This window comes from Streptomyces sp. NPDC001153, assembly GCF_053598315.1.
Map to the genome: position 1 here is coordinate 154,734 of NZ_JBSFJZ010000009.1, position 16,541 is coordinate 171,274.

Annotated in this window: 5 protein-coding genes and 2 pseudogenes; 5 read left to right on the top strand and 2 right to left on the bottom strand. The window is 71.0% G+C overall.

From position 1 onward, the window contains the following. The first annotated feature begins 311 nt into the window (after window positions 1-311). Window positions 312-5,984, top strand: a complete 5,673-nt coding sequence (locus ACWDEN_RS12955; protein ID WP_450858832.1) for an AAA domain-containing protein — start codon at window positions 312-314, stop codon at window positions 5,982-5,984. A 68-nt stretch (window positions 5,985-6,052) separates the two neighbouring features. Here the strand turns inward: ACWDEN_RS12955 and ACWDEN_RS12960 are convergent, their stop codons facing one another. Next, window positions 6,053-8,224 carry a UvrD-helicase domain-containing protein gene (locus tag ACWDEN_RS12960; protein ID WP_450858834.1) on the bottom strand — a complete coding sequence of 724 codons (2,172 nt, stop codon included), beginning with the start codon at window positions 8,222-8,224 and terminating at the stop codon, window positions 6,053-6,055. A 181-nt stretch (window positions 8,225-8,405) separates the two neighbouring features. On the opposite strand from ACWDEN_RS12960, the gene drmA reads away from it, so the two are divergent. From drmA to drmC, 3 genes are read left to right on the top strand one after another with little or no spacing between them, the layout of a single operon-like run. Continuing rightward, entirely contained in the window at window positions 8,406-12,236 is a 3,831-nt protein-coding gene (gene drmA / locus ACWDEN_RS12965) for a DISARM system helicase DrmA (protein ID WP_450858836.1), read from the top strand. Then, window positions 12,233-14,128 (top strand): DrmB family protein, encoded by a 1,896-nt coding sequence (gene drmB / locus ACWDEN_RS12970; protein WP_450858838.1) that lies wholly within the window; start codon window positions 12,233-12,235, stop codon window positions 14,126-14,128. The genes drmA and drmB overlap by 4 nt, the downstream gene beginning before the upstream one ends. Beyond that, window positions 14,125-14,889: a DISARM system phospholipase D-like protein DrmC gene (drmC, locus tag ACWDEN_RS12975; RefSeq protein WP_450858840.1), complete on the top strand. Its 765-nt coding sequence runs from the start codon at window positions 14,125-14,127 to the stop codon at window positions 14,887-14,889. The genes drmB and drmC overlap by 4 nt, the downstream gene beginning before the upstream one ends. 30 nt (window positions 14,890-14,919) lie before the next feature. On the opposite strand, the pseudogene ACWDEN_RS12980 reads toward drmC, so the two are convergent. Further along, window positions 14,920-15,318: pseudogene (locus ACWDEN_RS12980) on the bottom strand (transposase family protein); the annotation flags it as partial. On the opposite strand from ACWDEN_RS12980, the pseudogene ACWDEN_RS12985 reads away from it, so the two are divergent. Further along, window positions 15,313-16,518: pseudogene (locus tag ACWDEN_RS12985) on the top strand (lantibiotic dehydratase); the annotation flags it as partial. The pseudogenes ACWDEN_RS12980 and ACWDEN_RS12985 overlap by 6 nt on opposite strands. Window positions 16,519-16,541: the final 23 nt, after the last annotated feature.

Sequence of the window (16,541 nt, forward strand, 5' to 3'; positions counted from 1 at the left end):
CATCCTGCCGTGTTGGTGTGAACTCAGTCAATCACTTTCCCTGGAGAGGGTCGGGGCCTATGCTGACGTCGAAGCGGGACCCAAGTCGCAGTTTGATCACTCATCAGTGGTGATGTGTGTCCATGATTCCTCAAGGGCGTAATGGGGGCTGCTACGCTCCGCTCCTTGCGTGTGCTCAGTTCACACTCAAGTGTGCGCCGGGGGGTGTCGTAGGGTCAGCTTGGGGTGACCGGGCGGGGATGTTCTGAACGGGCCGCGAAAGGGCCCTCAGCAGCAGTGGGGTGGGGCGTGTGAGCCAGGATGAGAGCGGAATGAGCGACGGTTCGCGGCCGGTCGGTTCCGTCTACCAGTACGACGACGGCCTCTATGTGCGCGTGGACGACATCGCGCCGTACCGTCTGGCCGATCCCGATGGCAGCCACGGGCACCGGCCGGGCGACGACCTGGTGCGCTGCACTCTGCACGTGAGCAACGGCACCGGCCGCCCCGTGGACGTCGACGGCATCACTCTGCTGGTGCGCGGCGGGCCGTACGGCAAGACAGGGCGACAGGTGCGGGACCACCGCGGTGACGTGCTCGACGACCCGTTGGCAGGCACCCTGCGCACGGGACGCAGGGTCTCCGCGACGTGGGCCTACAGTATCCCGGCCGGTACCACGGACGACCTCGACATCGAGGTCCGTTTCCCACGCGCGCACGACCGGGAGAGCATCACCTTCACCACGGCCACGGTACCCCCCGCTGACCTGGTCGCCGACGCCGCCCGGGGAGGCGAGCAGCGGCGCGCCGGGCGGCCCGCGCTCGACGCCGTACCGGCGCAGCCGAACGGGGCCGGGCGCAGGGCCGGATCCCATGCCCCGGAGATCTCCGGCCACCAGCTCGACGCCGCACGCGTCCGGCAGATCTTCCGGTTCCTCGCCGAGGCGGAGGAGTCGAAGACCCGCCCCGTGCGCACGTTGGACGGTGCGGCCGGCACCGTGTGGTTCGACGAACTGCCGGACGACGACGGCGTCGCGGTGGTGATCGACGGCGTACTCGGCACCGACGATCCGGCCTGGCTGTCCGTCACCCGCCCCGAACGCGAGGACGCGCCGGCCCCCGAGCCGCTGCTGGCGCCCTGGGTGGACGAGACCCGCATCCGCGACTTCAAGCAGACCCTCGCCCCGTACCTGCGTCGGCGCATCGACCCCGAGTTTCCCGACTGGTCCCGGGGCATCCCGCTCGACAAGACCTACCACGAGCTGGACGAACACCCCCGGCGGGAGAAGATCGAGAAGCTGTACACCGCCTGGGAACAGGAATGGCTCGCCTGGGCGGAGCGCCGCCGCGCGATCGACCCCCTCGTGAGGCTGTACGACCGGCTGCACAAGATGCACGAGGACGCCGCCAACCTCGGTGAGGCCTACGAACTCGTCCTCGGGCTGGGGCGGCTCACCTGGCAGACGACCTCCGGACAGAGGGTGGAACGGCACCTTGTCACCCACCGGGCCAGCCTCCGGCTCGATCCGTCCACCGGCACGCTCACCGCCGCCCCCGACCCGACGGGGCCGGGCCTGGAACTCGAAGAAGGCATGCTCGAAGGGGCCCAGCACGTACCGGGCCCGGTGCGGGAGGAGATCGTCGAAGTACTGGAAGACGCCTCGGACCTGACGGATCCCGAACACCTCGGCACCGTGCATACGGCCCTGCGCAGCTGGGTCAACGCCGCCCACAGTGCGGGGAGTTACACACCGGCCGTGGAGCGCGCCAAGCCGCGCGGTCTCGACGTCCCGCACGTGGGACTCGCACCCGCGCTCGTCCTGCGCGAGCGCAGCCGCCGCTCGACCATGGACGCGCTCAAGGCCATCGCCCGGCAGATCGACGCGGGCACCGCGCCCACCGAACTGCTCAGTTACATCGCCGGCCGCGACGGCGCGCTCACCGCGGCCGACCTCGCGGCGGCGGAGGACGACGGCACGGCGAACGACACCGGCGAGATGTACTTCGCGCTGCCCGCCAACGAGGAGCAGCGCACGATCGCCGAACGCCTGCGCGCCAACCGGCTCGTCGTCGTGCGGGGCCCACCCGGCACCGGCAAGACGCACACCATCGCCAACCTGGTCACGGATCTGCTCGCCCAAGGCAAGCGGGTGCTCATCACCAGCCACACGCCGCGCGCCCTGCGCGTGCTGCGCGACAAGCTGCCGGAGTCCATCCGCGAACTGTGCGTGAGCCGCACCGAGGACGGTGCCGCCGCACAGCGTGAGCTGGAGGCGTCCGTACAGCGGATACTCAGCGAGTACGCCGGCTACGACGAGAAGGAATCCCGCAAGCAGATCAATGCGCTGCAGGCACGCCTCACCAAGGCCCGCACCGCCCAGCAGGTCATGTTGCGCGACCTCGCCGCGCTGCGCGACCAGGAAACACACCGCTTCCCGGCGGAGATCGGCGATTACACCGGCAGCCTGCAGGAGATCGCCGAGCGTCTCACCGCGGAGGCGGGGCGACACGGCTGGCTCGGCCCGGTCCCGCAGGAGCAGCCCACTCTGACCGCCGGCGAGGCACTGCGACTGCTGCACAGCACCCGCGCGTACACACCACACCACCAGGCCCTGGCGGCCGATGTGCCCGGCCCCTCCGAGCTGCCGGCCCCCGGTGACTTCGAGGTGGCCGTGCGTATCGTACGGTCCGCCGAGGACGCGCACGCCGCCGCCCGCCAGGACCCCCTGTGCGCCCAGTACGACACGGCCGTGCGGCGTCTGAGCGAGTCCGAACAGCGGCGGCTCTCGTCGGCCCTCGACGCGTTCTCCGCGGCCCGCGCCCGCGCCGCGTCCCTCTCCGCACCGGCCGGCGACTGGGCCGTAGCACTCCTGGAGCAGGTGACCGAGGGCCAGGACTGGCAGGCACGCAGCCGCCGAGCCGCCGTCACCGACACGCTTGCGGCCGTGGACGTCTCCCTCGCCACCCTGGGCACGGCCATGGTCAGCGGCCTGGAGCAGTACGACCCGGCCACGGCGCTGGCCCAGGCCACCGCACTGCACGACGGTCTGGGCCAGGGCCAGAAGCTGCGCGGGCCCCTCGGCATGCGCTCGAAGCTGGCGAAGGCGGTCGGCGCGTTCACGGAGACCGTACGGGTCGACGGACGAGCGCCCGAGGACATCGCGACGGCGACCGTCGTCCTGGCCCGCATCCGGCTGGAACTGCGCCTGGGACAGGTGGAGTCCGAGTGGGGGACCCCCGTCGCCGCATGGCACGGGCACGGTCCGCGCCTCGCGCGGCTGCGTCAGGACGCGGAGGTGCTCGACGCGCTGCTCGCCGTCGCCGCCGCCCGCACCGATGTCCTGACGTCCGCGGCCACCTCGCCTTCACTGACCGTCGCCACCTGGCACGACGCGTCCGTCGAGAACGCCGTACGCGCCTTGCTGCGCGCGGCGACGACCCTGCGCGCCGCCGAGCGATCCCGCCAGGTCATACGGGACACCGAGGAACTGCTGCGGGCCTGGAGCGACCGGCCCGGTGTCGCACCTGCCGTCGTGAGCGCATTCGAAGCCGTGCGCGAGAGGGACCCCGAGGGCTACCGCTCGTTCGGCGGCGAGATGGCCGAGGTCCGCGAGGCCGCCCGGCTGCGCGCCGAACAGGCCGCGGCGCTCGCCCGGGTCCAGGACACGTTCCCGGCGCTCGCCGAACGGATCACGGCGACGCACGAGGACGCCGCCTGGGACACCCGACTGCCCTCGCTCGCCGAGGCCTGGGCCTGGTCCGCCTGGCGCCACCGCATGGAGCGGCTCACCGACCCCGAGGCCGAACGCGCCCTGCGCAAGCGGCTGGCCGAGGCCGACGACGAGGCCCGCATCACGCTCGCGCGGCTGGCCGCGGCCCGCGCCTGGCACCGCTGCCTCGGTCTGCTCACCGGCGACCAGTCCCGGGCGCTCAGCGCCTACCAGCAGGCCGCCCGCCGCATCAAGGGCAAGTACCAGCACCGCTACCGGCGCGACGCACAGGCCGCCCTGCGCAAGGCACAGACGGCGGTGCCCGCCTGGATCATGCCCCTGCACCAAGTGGCCGAGACCGTCCCCATGGACCGTCCCGCCCTGTTCGACGTCGTCATCGTCGACGAGGCCAGCCAGTCCGGCCTGGAAGCCATGCTGCTCAGCTGGCTCGCCGACCGGATGGTCGTCGTCGGCGACAGCAAGCAGGTCAGCCCGTCCAACGTCGGCCTCAAGCAGGACGAGTACTTCCACCTCAGGGACCGGCTGCTCACCGCGCTGGAGCCGGACGTGCGAAGTCTGTTCGGCCCCGAGTCCAGCTTCTTCGACCTCACCGAAGCGCTCTCGGCGGGCCGCGGCACGCTCATGCTCAAGGAGCACTTCCGGTGCATGCCGGAGATCATCTCCTTCTCCAACGACCTCTGCTACAACGGTGACCTGCTGCCCCTGCGGCAGTACGGCGCCGACCGGCTGCCCCCGGTCCGCACGATGTACGTCGAGCACGGCGAAGCCCTCGGCGCCCACACCCGGCTGACCAACACCGCCGAGGCCGAGGCCCTCGTCGACGCGATCGTGCACTGCTGCGCCGACCCCGCCTACGACGGCAAGACCATGGGCGTCATCAGCCTCCGCGCCGGCAAGGGACACCTGACGGAGCTGGAGAACCTGCTGGCCGAGCGCCTCGACTACGAGCAGCGCGAGGAACGGCGCATCCGGGTCGGCGACGCCGAGGACTTCCAGGGCGACGAGCGGCACGTCATGTTCATCTCCTGCGTCAACTCGGCGACCACCGCGGCCGGAACGGTCCCGGGCGGCTTCAACGGCAAGACCTACGAGCAGCGGATCAACGTGGCCGCCTCCCGCGCCCAGGACCAGGCGTGGGTGTTCCACAGCGCGCGCGTGGAGCAGTTCCACGAGAACGACCTGCGCCGACGGTGGCTCGACCACCTCACCCGGCCCGCGGAGGAGGACACGGTCGCGGTCGCGGGCGAGGTCCTGCCCGACACCCGGCACGAAGCGTTCGACAGCCTGTTCCAGCAGAAGGTGTACCTGGAGCTGACCGCGCGGGGCTACCGGGTCCGTCCGGGATACCGGGTCGGCCGCCACACGATCGACCTGGTCGTGGAGGGCGGCACCCGCCGACTCGCCGTCGCCTGCGACGGTGACGCCTTCGCCGAGGGCGAGGACGCCTCCACCGGCGCCGCCCGGCAACGCGACCTGGAACGCGTCGACTGGACGTTCGTGCGCATCCGGGGAAGCCGGTTCCACCTCGACCGCGAGCAGGCACTGGCCCCGCTCTGGGCGGAGCTGGAGCGGCTGGGCATCGAACCGGTACGGGAGGAGGCCGAGGAGCCCGCTGAGGCCCTCGCCGTGACGGAGCCGGTCGACGAGGACGTGGCAGCCGGGCGCCGGCACGAAGCCCGCGAGGAGGCGGCGACCGGTTCCGCGGACGGTCCCGACGCGGTGCCCGCACCCCAGCCCGCGGTCCCGCGCGAGGCGCCGTGGGTTCCGGCCCCGCCGGTGGAACCCGAGGTGGCGCCGGCCCCGGTCCCGAGGGGCTCATCGCCGGTCCGGGAGATTCCGGCCGGGGCCTTCCAGCGGCTGGTCCGCGAGGCGCAGCGGCTGCAGGCGGCCCTCGACGCTCCCATCGAGACCCCCGCCGGGGCGGACGCGGCACAGCTCGTCTTCTTCAGGAAGACCCAGGCCGATCAGCGCGACCGGCGCGCCAAGCGGCTCACCTTCCTGCGCACGTTCATCGACACCGTCGGCGTCGGACGGGAACCGTTCGTTCCGGACGTCGTGATCCCGGGCGCGCTGCTCGTCCTGGAGTTCGACGGCCAGGTGGACAAGGACACCCTGTACACCGTCGCGGAACTGCCCACCGACGAGGCGGACGTCGTCCCTCCGTCCTCTCCCCTCGGGCATGCGCTGATGTGGCAGCCCGTCGGACGTGAGATCTCGTACGACGCCTCCCGGGGCAAACCGCGCACGGTCGTCGTGCGGGAGATCCGGGTCTGAGCACGTGGACGGCAGGGCCCTGGTACGCGGAGTGTACGGCTCGGGTGCCAGGGCCCTGCCGTCGACGCTTAGCCCGCCACCGGGTCCAGCATGCGGCTCCGTTCACCGCTCCAGGAGACCGCCAGCGCGTCACGCGCCCGCGTACAGGCCACGAACAGCAGGCAGTGCTCGGCCAGTAGATCCGCCTGGTGTTGTACGGCGTCCTCGTCGGCCGGCGTCACCTGCGGAGCGAAGGGAAGCACGTTCGACGTCACGCCCACGACGGCCACGCACCGGAACTCCAGCCCCTTCATCGCATGCATCGTCGCGACCCGCACGCCCGACACCCGCGGCCCCGGGTCGTCCTTGACCGCGACGGCCGGGACGCCCTCCCGGCGCAGCCGCGCGATGACCGCGTCGACCAGCGTGTTGAAACGGGCGCACACCGCCACATCGGACGGCTCGACCCCGTCCTGGTCCACCCAGACCCGGATCTGCTCCACCAGCGCGCGCAGTTCCTCGTCCTGGCTGGCGAGGCCACGGGTCACCGGAACGCGGCCGTGCAGTTCGGAGCGGTAACCCCGCAGCGAGTCCCGCCCGGCGTCCTCGTCGTCGTCCTCACCGAGCCGGCTTACCGACTGACCGTCCAGAAGCGACGCCGACCAGCGCAGGATCTCCTCCGTACTGCGGTAGTTGACACGAAGCCGGGAAGTGCGCCCGCGCACGTCGATGCCCAGCGAGCGCAGCGAGACCCGGGAGTCGTAGATGCGCTGGTGCGGATCGCCGACGAGGAACAGGTCGTCGGCCTGCTCGGCGACGCAGGCGCGCAGCACCCGCCACTGGGCCGGGTGCAGGTCCTGTGCCTCGTCCACCACGACGTGACGGTAGCGCGGCCCCTGCTCGGACAGGATCCCGGCGGCCTGGTCGCAGAGCATGGTGTACGTCGCCGAGTCGCGGGAGCTCAGGTCCGCGGTGAACCGTTCCATGACCCGCCACAGTCTCGCCCGTTGGACCCGCCCCACCTGAGTGCCGCGCCCCCTGCGCACACATCGCAGGTACTCCTCGGGCGTCCGCAGCCCCTGGGCCAGGACCACGCCCCGGAACTCCTGGGAGAGGAACCGCTCCGTCCAGGGCAGGTCCTCGCGTGCGGTGGCACGGGTCCATGCGCTCTTCTCGGCAGCCGCCGACAACGGCTTCGGTGCACTGCCCCGCGCCTCACGTATGACCCGGGCGGCCAGTGAGTCCACCGTCGTGACGTCGACCCGGTCGAGGAGATGGGCGTCGGCGTCCCCCAGCAACAGGGCCAGGTTGTCACGCAGGGTGGCCGCCATGGCATTGGTGAAGGTGGTGAGCAGGATCCGGTCGCCCTCGCGCCCGGTGCGCAGCAGGTGCCGTACGCGGTGCAGGGCGACGACGGTCTTGCCGGTGCCGGGTCCTCCCGTCACCTGCGCCGGACCGTTGAAGCCGGGGTGACAGGCGAACCGGCGCTGCGCGGGGTGCAGGAAGACGCGCCAGCGGGTGAAGTCCTCGGTGAGGATCCGCTCCAGCTCACCGGGGCCGGTGACTTCGACCATGCGGTCGGGCGTGTTGAGGATCGCCTGGCTGAGGGTGACGGCCGGCCGGTCCTGAGCCGTGCGTATCGTCTGTCCGCGCGGAGCGATCAGCTGCTCCCAGACGTCCTTCGCCGAGTAGTCGGCCGCCAGGTACTCCAGCACCTCGTACTGGTCGGCGGGCATCATGGGCGGCGCCATGACCGTCAGGTCGTCGGCCGTGACGCACACCCGCGCCAGCCGCAGCACCTGTTCGTCGATGCCCAGGTCGCGCAGCACGGTGTCGGAGTGCTCGGCGAACAGCCGGGCCGGGGTCTCGACCGCCTTCGTCTCGAAATACGTCTCCATCTGTTCGAGGGCCTCGACATTGCGCACCTCCAGTCCGCCGGTGGCGCCGTTGACCGAGTAGGCGCGCTTGCAGGCCCAGGTGATCGCCTCGTCGTGCGGAGCGACCCGCAGCAGTGTGTACAGCTCGCTTCCGTCGTCCGGGGCGAGGAGAACACCCCGGTAGAACCTGGTGACCCGGATCGTGCGGATCCGAGGGTCGCGTGCCCCTTCGAGCTTTTCCAGGTGCATGCCTTTGCTGGCGTGGAGCTGAGGCACGGTCAGGCTCCGGAACATCCGGATCGCGTCGTTCACCTCCTTCTGGACCGGTCTCTGCAGGGAGATCAGATCCGCGACGAAGTCGTCGGAGAGGGCGAGGCGGGGCATGGGCGTCCTCGGGTCGCGTGCGGGCGGCGGGCGTCCACCAGCCTAGATACTGATCGGGATGCCGGGCGACGGTACTCCGCATAAACGTTGTGTGAACTGAGTCAACGATCTATATTTCTGTTGCTGTCACACCATCGGCGTACGCTCATCCTCCAACGGACACGTCCGAAAGGACCCACGCATGCCGGCCCAGCCTGCCCAGGCCGCTGTCCCGCATCCGCTCGACGAAGTGCCTCAGACGTTCCGCGCCGGGGACTCCTACGCGGTCCGGGACGCTCTCGTGACCTACGTCCGCAGGGACCTGCTGGGCCCCTGGGACGGCGAGACGGAAACCCTGCCGAGCGCCTCCTCCGGGCCACGCGACCGCTACCTCGTCGGCATGCTCGGACCCCGCCCCCAGGCCGTCACCACGGACCGGATCGCCCGCGCGGCCGCCCAGAGCGCGGACGGCGATTCGGGCGACGAGCAGGAGGGCGACGACAGCGACCTCACGGACCGGCTGAGCCCGCAGGCGGCCGGGCACATCTGGGCGTCGTCGATGGGGCTCTCCTTCACCGTCCCGGCCTCCGTCGGCACACTCAGCGCCACCGTCCGCTGGGGGCGCTACACGCAGTCGGAGGAAGCGACCGACCGGGGGACGACCCGCCGGGTCTGGTCGCGTGAGCCCGTCGAGCGGCTCGTGGACATCGACGTCACCGGTGGCGCCGAGCGTGCCGTCGAACTCGACGGCGAGGCCGTGCTCCTCGACGTGCAGGTACGCCGGCACACCGGCCGCACGAACGCGGAGGACCTGCGCATAGTCGAGCTGGCCCTGGTTAACCGGCAGCCGGACAGCCGGGACGCCCGCGACGCCCACTGGCTCTTCCAGACCGAGATCGACGTCACCGCCTTCCCTGACGACCAGGCCGCCGTCTTCCTGCCCGTCGACGACCCCCTCGACGCGGCGAACCGCGGCAACGCACCCGAGGAAGCCGAGGAGCGACGGCTGCGCCTCCTCTACCGCGACAGCCTCAGCCACGCCAAGGGCCGCAACGTCGCGGTGCACGCCCACGTCCGTGACGGCGAACGCAACGCCCACCGCCTGACGACCGTCTGGCTCCCCGAGTACGACGTGCGGGCCACCACCGCACCGTCACTTGAGGAGCAGGACCTGCTCCAGGGACTGGAGTTGGGCATGGACGAACTGGCGGCGCTCGCCGTGCCCGGCCGCCGGAGCGAACTCAGCGCGGCTCTCGCGCCGCTGGCCGACGGGTACGGCGCATGGCTGGAACAGCAGCGCCGGGCCGCCCGCTCGCTCCCCGACGACCTGCGCGAGTCGGCCGAGGTCGCGATCGACCAGGCGCTCGAGGTCTGCGACCGCATCACGCTCGGCATCGACCGGCTCGTGGCCGACGACACGGCCCTGACGGCCTTCCGGTTCGCCAACAGAGCCATGGCCCTGCAGCGCCGCAACACCGCCATCGCCGCCGCCCGCGCCGGCCGCGAGAACGACCCGCTCTCCTACCAGGAGGCCCACGAGGAAATCCACGGCAGGGGCAAGGCCGCGGCCAGTTGGCGCCCGTTCCAGCTCGCCTTCGTCCTGCTGAACATCGCCTCCCTCACCCAGCCCGGGCACCCGCACCGCGGCACCGGCCGCAAGGCCCTGGTCGACCTGCTCTTCTTCCCGACCGGCGGTGGCAAGACCGAGGCGTATCTGGGCCTCGCCGCCTACACCTTCGCCCTGCGGCGCCTGCAGGGGACGATCGGCTCGGGAAACGAGGCCCGCAGCGGCGAGGCCGGCGTGGGCGTCCTCATGCGCTACACCCTGCGGCTGCTGACCGCCCAGCAGTTCCAGCGGGCCGCCGCCCTGGTGAGCGCGTGCGAGGTGCTGCGCCGTGAGGAGTTCGCAACGGACCGGCGCTGGGGCCCCACTCCGTTCCGCATCGGGCTGTGGGTGGGCACCTCGGTCTCCCCGAACTGGTTCGAGGAGGCGAAGGAGCAGATCGCCGAGGCCAAGGAGAACGCCAGCGACAAGCACGCCCGGGTCCTCCAGGTGCTCACCTGCCCCTGGTGCGGCAGCGGACTGACCGCCCGCTCCCACATGGAGTACGACGAAGGACGCCGCAGGATCCTGCTCTACTGTCCGCGTGGGGAGGGGGAGGACCGCTGCCCCTTCTCCCGCCGCGAAGCGCTCGGCGAGGGTATCCCGGTCCTCACCGTCGACGAGGAGATCTATCGCCTGGCGCCCTCCCTGCTGATCGCCACAGTCGACAAGTTCGCCCAGCTTCCGTGGAACGGCTACGCCGGCCTGCTGTTCGGCAGGGTCACCGAGCTGTGCCCCCGCCACGGCTACCGGCATGACGACCTGGACTCCAAGACCGGCTGCGGAGGCCGGCACAACGCCAGGGGCGACCTGCCCGGCGTCACGGCCCAGCCCGTCACCCGCCTGCGGCCCCCGGACCTGATCATCCAGGACGAGCTGCATCTGATCTCCGGTGCGCTCGGCACCACCGTGGGCCTCTTCGAAGCCGCCGTCGACCAGTTGTGCACATGGAGCTTCACCGACGCCCACGGACGGCGCCAGGAGACCGGCCCCAAGATCGTCGCCTCCACCGCGACCACCAAGCGGGCCGCCGACCAGGTGCGCGGGGTCTTCGCGCGCGACGTCGCCGTCTTCCCGCCCCAGGTGCTGGACGTCGGTGACACGTTCTTCTCGTGGCAGGTCGAGCTGAGCCGTCAGAATCCCGGCCGCCGCTACCTCGGCGTGTGCGCGCACGGGACGCGGCTCAAGGCGGCCGAGATCCGGGTCGCGGAGATCCTCCTGCTCGCGGGACAGCAGCTCTTCGACGACTACGGCAGGCCGGCCGATCCGTACATGACCCTCGTCGGCTACTTCAACGCCACCCGCGAACTCGCCGGAATGCGGCGGTACATGGACGACGACATCACCACCCGGGTGCGGGCCAACGGCAGCCGCAAGGGACAGGACACCCTGTCCGACCGCATCGTGAGCAGGGCGGGGATGCTCAGCATCCAGGAGCTGACCTCGCGCATCTCCTCGGCGGACATCGGAGCCGCCCTGAAGCGCCTGGAGATCGAGTTCGACCCCGAGCGTGACACCTCGCCGCGACGGCGCGGCTTCCTTCGCGAGTACGCGGCCGCCATGAACGAGAAGCGGGAGCCCCGCGCCTCCATGACGCCGACCGTGCGGCAGGCCGTCGACGTCGTCCTCGCCACCTCCATGCTGCAGGTCGGTGTCGACGTCTCCCGCTTCGGGTTGATGCTGGTCGTCGGCCAGCCCAAGAACACAGCGGAGTACATCCAGGCGTCCTCCCGCGTCGGCCGTGACGCCACGCGTCCGGGCCTGGTGGTGACTCTCTACAACTGGTCGCGACCCCGGGACCTCGCGCACTACGAGGACTTCGAGCACTATCACGCGACGTTCTACCGCCGCGTCGAAGCCCTCTCCGTCACCCCGTACACCCGCCGCGCACTCGACCGGGGTGTCGCCGCCACCTACGTCGCCGCCCTGCGACACGCGGCCTACGAAACCTCCCGCAACCTCGACGCCCACCATGTCGACCTCGACGGACCGCTCGCGCAGGACGTCGAACGGCGGTTCCTGGAACGTGCCGAACGGGCGGGGGACGACGGCGACCGGGCCCGCGAGTATCTGAGCGAACGCCTGGACCGGCTGAAGGACGAATGGCGCCGCAGACGGGACGAGAGCAGCGCGTCCCTCGGCTACCGCAAGGAGAAGCGCAAGACGACCGTCGTGAACGGACTGCTGCGACGGGCGGACGGATCCCGGTGGACCGAGCTGACCGTCGGCATGTCGATGCGCGAGACGGAGAACGAGATCAACCTGCTCCTGCCCGGCGGCGGGGCGTTCCTGGAAGAGTCCTCGGGAGGCGGCCCCGACTGGTCGTTCGGTGTCTCGGGGACCGACCCCGACCCCGACCCGGCGACCACCGTGGACAGCGACGAGTACGGGCCCTTGACGGCCGACACGGTCAGGAAGGCGCAGCGATGAGCACCCATGGCAGCAACCGCAGGGTCGGTGCCGTACGGCCCAGCCACCTCATGTTCACCGCTGGTGTCGGTGCCCTCGTCGACCTGCCCAACTTCTCCGTTCTCATCCGGGGAATCGACTCCTGGAGTCACACCGGCGTCACCGACTACGACATCGACGAGCCCCGGCTCCGCGCCGCCGTGAACCGCTCCCTCCAGCGCTACGGACGCGGGCAGGTCGAGCAGCTGCGCGCCGCTCCCTGGCTCGAAGGCGCCGACACGGACCCCAAGGGCTGGGCGGCCCAGGGCGTCGGCGTGCCCGTCACTCCCTTCCCGCAGTGGCTGCGCTGCACCGCGTGCAACGTGCTGGCCGCCATCGACTCCGGTGAGTTCGCCTTCGTCAACTCCAACCCACGGGCACCGCACGAGGCGAAGTTCGTCCACGACTGCAAGCGAGGCAAGCCCCTCGCCGTGGCCGCCCGTTTCACCCTGGTCTGCACGGCCGGCCACCTCGACGAGTTCCCGTACACGCCGTACGTCCACCACGGACAGTCCTGCGGCAAGACCCCGCGCCCGAAGCTGCGCATGAAGGACCACGGCGGCAACCAGGCCGCGAACGTCACCATCGAATGCGTCGCCTGCGGCCTGAAGCGCAACATCCGGGAGGCCATGGGCGAACGGGGTCGCCGCCACCTGCCCGCGTGTCGCGGACGGCACCCGCACCTCGGCAGCTACGAGCCGAACGGCTGCGAGCAGGAGCCGGTGCTGATGGTGGCAGGAGCTTCCAACCAGTGGTTCCCGCTGACTCTCAGCGCCCTGGCCCTGCCCAAGGCGCAGGGCGGAGACATCGACAAGCTGCTCGACGACCACTGGCCCGACCTCGAACTCCTCGAGGACCGCGTCCAGTTCGACTTCATGGCACGCATGCCGAAGTTCGCCTTCCTGAAGGAGTTCGACGGCGACGCAGTGGTCACGGCGATCACGGCCCGCAAGCAGGGGACGGCCGGGCCCGCTCCTTCCGCGCCCGACGTCCAGGCCGATCTCTTCGGGCCCGAATGGGACGCGCTCTCCGGCCCCGTTCCCACCCCGAGCGACGACTTCGCGCTGCGGCAGATCCCGGTGCCCGCCCGCCTGAGCGAGCTCTTCGCCGACATCAGGCAGGTCGAGCGGCTGCGCGAGGCACGGGCACTGATCGGCTTCACCCGGCTCGACGCACCCGACCCGGAATCCCCGGAGATCGCCACCCGCGTCGAACTGTCCCGGGGAGCCCGGAACTGGGTGCCGGCGAGTGAGGTGCGGGGCGAGGGCGTCTTCCTGCGTGTGCGGGACGGGCTGATGGCCGAGTGGGCCGCCCGTATGGAGAAGTCCCCGCAGATGGAGGCGCACAGAGAGGCGTACGCACGGTTCCGCGCCAACCGGAAGTCGGACCGCAAGACCAGCGATTTCGACCCCTACTACGGCTGGCCAGGCGCCCGATACCTCGCCCTGCACACCCTCTCCCACCTGCTGATCCGCACCATCGCCCTGGAATGCGGCTACAACTCGGCCTCACTCGCCGAGCGGATCTACGCCGGCGACGCGCAGAACCCGAGGACGGGCATCCTCATCTACACCGCGGTTCCGGACTCCGAGGGCACGCTGGGCGGTCTGGTCTCCCTCGCCGAAGAGCGGGAGTTCGACCGGATCGTGCGCCGGGCCCTGACCGACGCCGGTCACTGCTCGGGGGACCCGCTCTGCGCCGAGCGCCTGCCGCACGACCCGGCCGACTTCCTCCACGGAGCCGCTTGCCATGTCTGCCTCTTCGTGTCGGAAACCACGTGCGAACGCGGCAACCGGTTCCTCGACCGGCGGTTCCTCGTCCCGCTGGCCGGGGACCGGGACCCGGTGCTGACACCGGTCGGCCTGCTGCCGTGAGCCGGCCCGCGTTCGAGGCCGCCGCCGAGGCCGCCGTCGCGGCCCTCGGCCTCTCCCGCAGCAAGGACCTCGCCGGGCTGCTCGCCCAGGGCCGCTCCAGGGAACGGATACTCACCGAACTGGCGACACCGGGAGTCGGCGAGGCCGTCGCGCGGTTGTGTGACGCGATGGGGTCGGAGTCGGTGCCGCCCGCGGAGGCGGCGGCCTATGTGCGTGGCTATGTCGCCGCCCGGCGGCAGGCCCGGGACACGGTCCGCGTCCGCACGGTGTGGAGTGGCCCCTCGACACCGACCGTACCCATCCGCGCCACCGCCCAGGTACTGGTCGAGGTCATCAACGGGGCTCGGCACGAACTGCTGGCCATGACGTACGCGGCTCGTCCGTATCCGGCCCTGACCCGAGCCCTGACCGAAGCGGCGGACAGGGGAGTGCGGACGCATGTCGTCGTCGAGACCCTGGCCGGTGCCGGCGGGCTCCTCTCCGGGAAGGAGCCCGCCGACGCGTTCGCCTCCGTACCCGGACTGCGGCTGTGGTCCTGGGCCCGGGACCCAGCCCAGCAGGGGCGCCGTCGCCAGCACGCCAAGCTCGCCGTCGCCGACCGCCGCACACTCTTCCTCGGCAGCGCCAACCTCACCGAGTCCGCCGCCCAGCGCAACATCGAAGCGGGCGTGCTGGTGACCGGCGGCGAAGCACCGCGACGCGTGGCGGAGCACATCGTGGAGCTGCAACGCCTGGGGATTCTCCGGCCGTTCCATCCCTGAGCGGAACGATCCAGAGATCATTGAGCTTCTTCAGCCTTGCCGCTCCAGGGTCAGGATGGCCCTGGCGATTGATGTCATGCGGTTGGGACTGCACCGGGATCTGCGAAAGATCCGCCAGGACTTCAGGCGAGCGACGCCGCGCTCGACCGGTGCCCGCGCCGCGGCCAGGGCACGGTTCAGGGCCTTCTCGGTGAGGGTGAGTTCCTGCAGGGGTCTGCGTTTGATGCCTGTGGTCACCCAGGGGCGGCCGCCCTGGTAGGCGAGGTCGGCCAGGACGGGGACGCCCTGACGCTCGCAGATGCGGATGATCCGGTGGGTGCGGGCGGCGGTCAGGTCGTGGGTTCGGCCCGGCAACGCGGGTGAGATCCACAGCAGCCTGCCGTCCGGATCGGTGACCAGCTGCACGTTCACGCCGTGTCGGCGGTGCTGCTGCTGGCACTGGCCTGCCAGGCACTGGTCGACGGCAGCAGGGAAATCGTCCTGACCAACGACTTGATCGACCGCCTGGTCGGAGAGGCCTCTACCGGGCCGGCGGCGCCGCCCCACGTGGAGATGTGCGCGCGCCTGCACGCCGACAGTCTGTCCGCGCTGGAACGCGGGGACTTCACGCTCACCGTGACGCCGGCCCGCGCGGCGGGAACGCTCACGTCCCGCTTCACTGCCGTCGCCACCGGTACGGGACTCGCTGACATCTACTGCGAGGTCCCCGCGGGCGTCGAGAACGCTCTGACCGCCCAGCTCTCCTTCCCGCCCCTGTACCCGCACACAGAGAACGTCGCTCGCGTCCCCGCGTATCTCTCGTACGTGATCCCGTTGGGCGAGCACCGCAAGCCCAACGACACCACCTCCACGCTCATCGACATCAAGGACCTCGCGATCACGGCGACGCACACCCGCCTGTACCTGGTCAGCATCTCCCACCGCCGCGTGGTGGACCCGCAGGTCTTCCACGCCATGGCCCTGGACAAGCAACCACCGCCCCTGGCCCGCTTCCTCGCCCACCTGACCCGCGCCTTGGGCCCTGCCTGGACCAGCTTCGACTGGGTCCCGCACGGCGCGCGGCTGCCGTTCCTGCCACGCGTCCGCTACGGTCGCGTGATCCTCTCTCCCAGCCGCTGGAACCTGACGGCCGACGCTTTGCTGGGCCGCGGCGCGGACACGCGGGAGTGGGCGGAAGCCATCAGCCGGTGGAGGAAGCAGTGGCACTGCCAGGGTGCCGTCGAGCTACGCGAGGATGACCGGACACGGCGGCTCCAACTCGACGTGCCCGCCCACGCCGCAGTCCTGCGTGCCCATCTGGACCGGGAAGGCCATGCCGTGCTGACCGAGGCGCCTGCCGAGGAGAGCTACGGCTGGATCGGCGGCCACGTCCACGAGATCGCCCTGCCGATGACCAGCACTCGCCCGCCGACTCCCGACCCACTCTCCGGCGTCCTCCCGGTGCTCACTAACAGCACCCTCGGACCCGTACCGGGTTCGGTACAGGCCCCTTGGCTGAACGCCAAGATCTACAGTCACCCCGACCAGTTCGAGGAGCTGATTGGCACCCATCTCACGCGGCTTACAGCTCGGCTTCCGGACGCACCTGAGTGGTGGTTCGTCCGATACCGCTCCCCGCACGACCTTGACCACCTGCGCCTGCGCATCCGCAC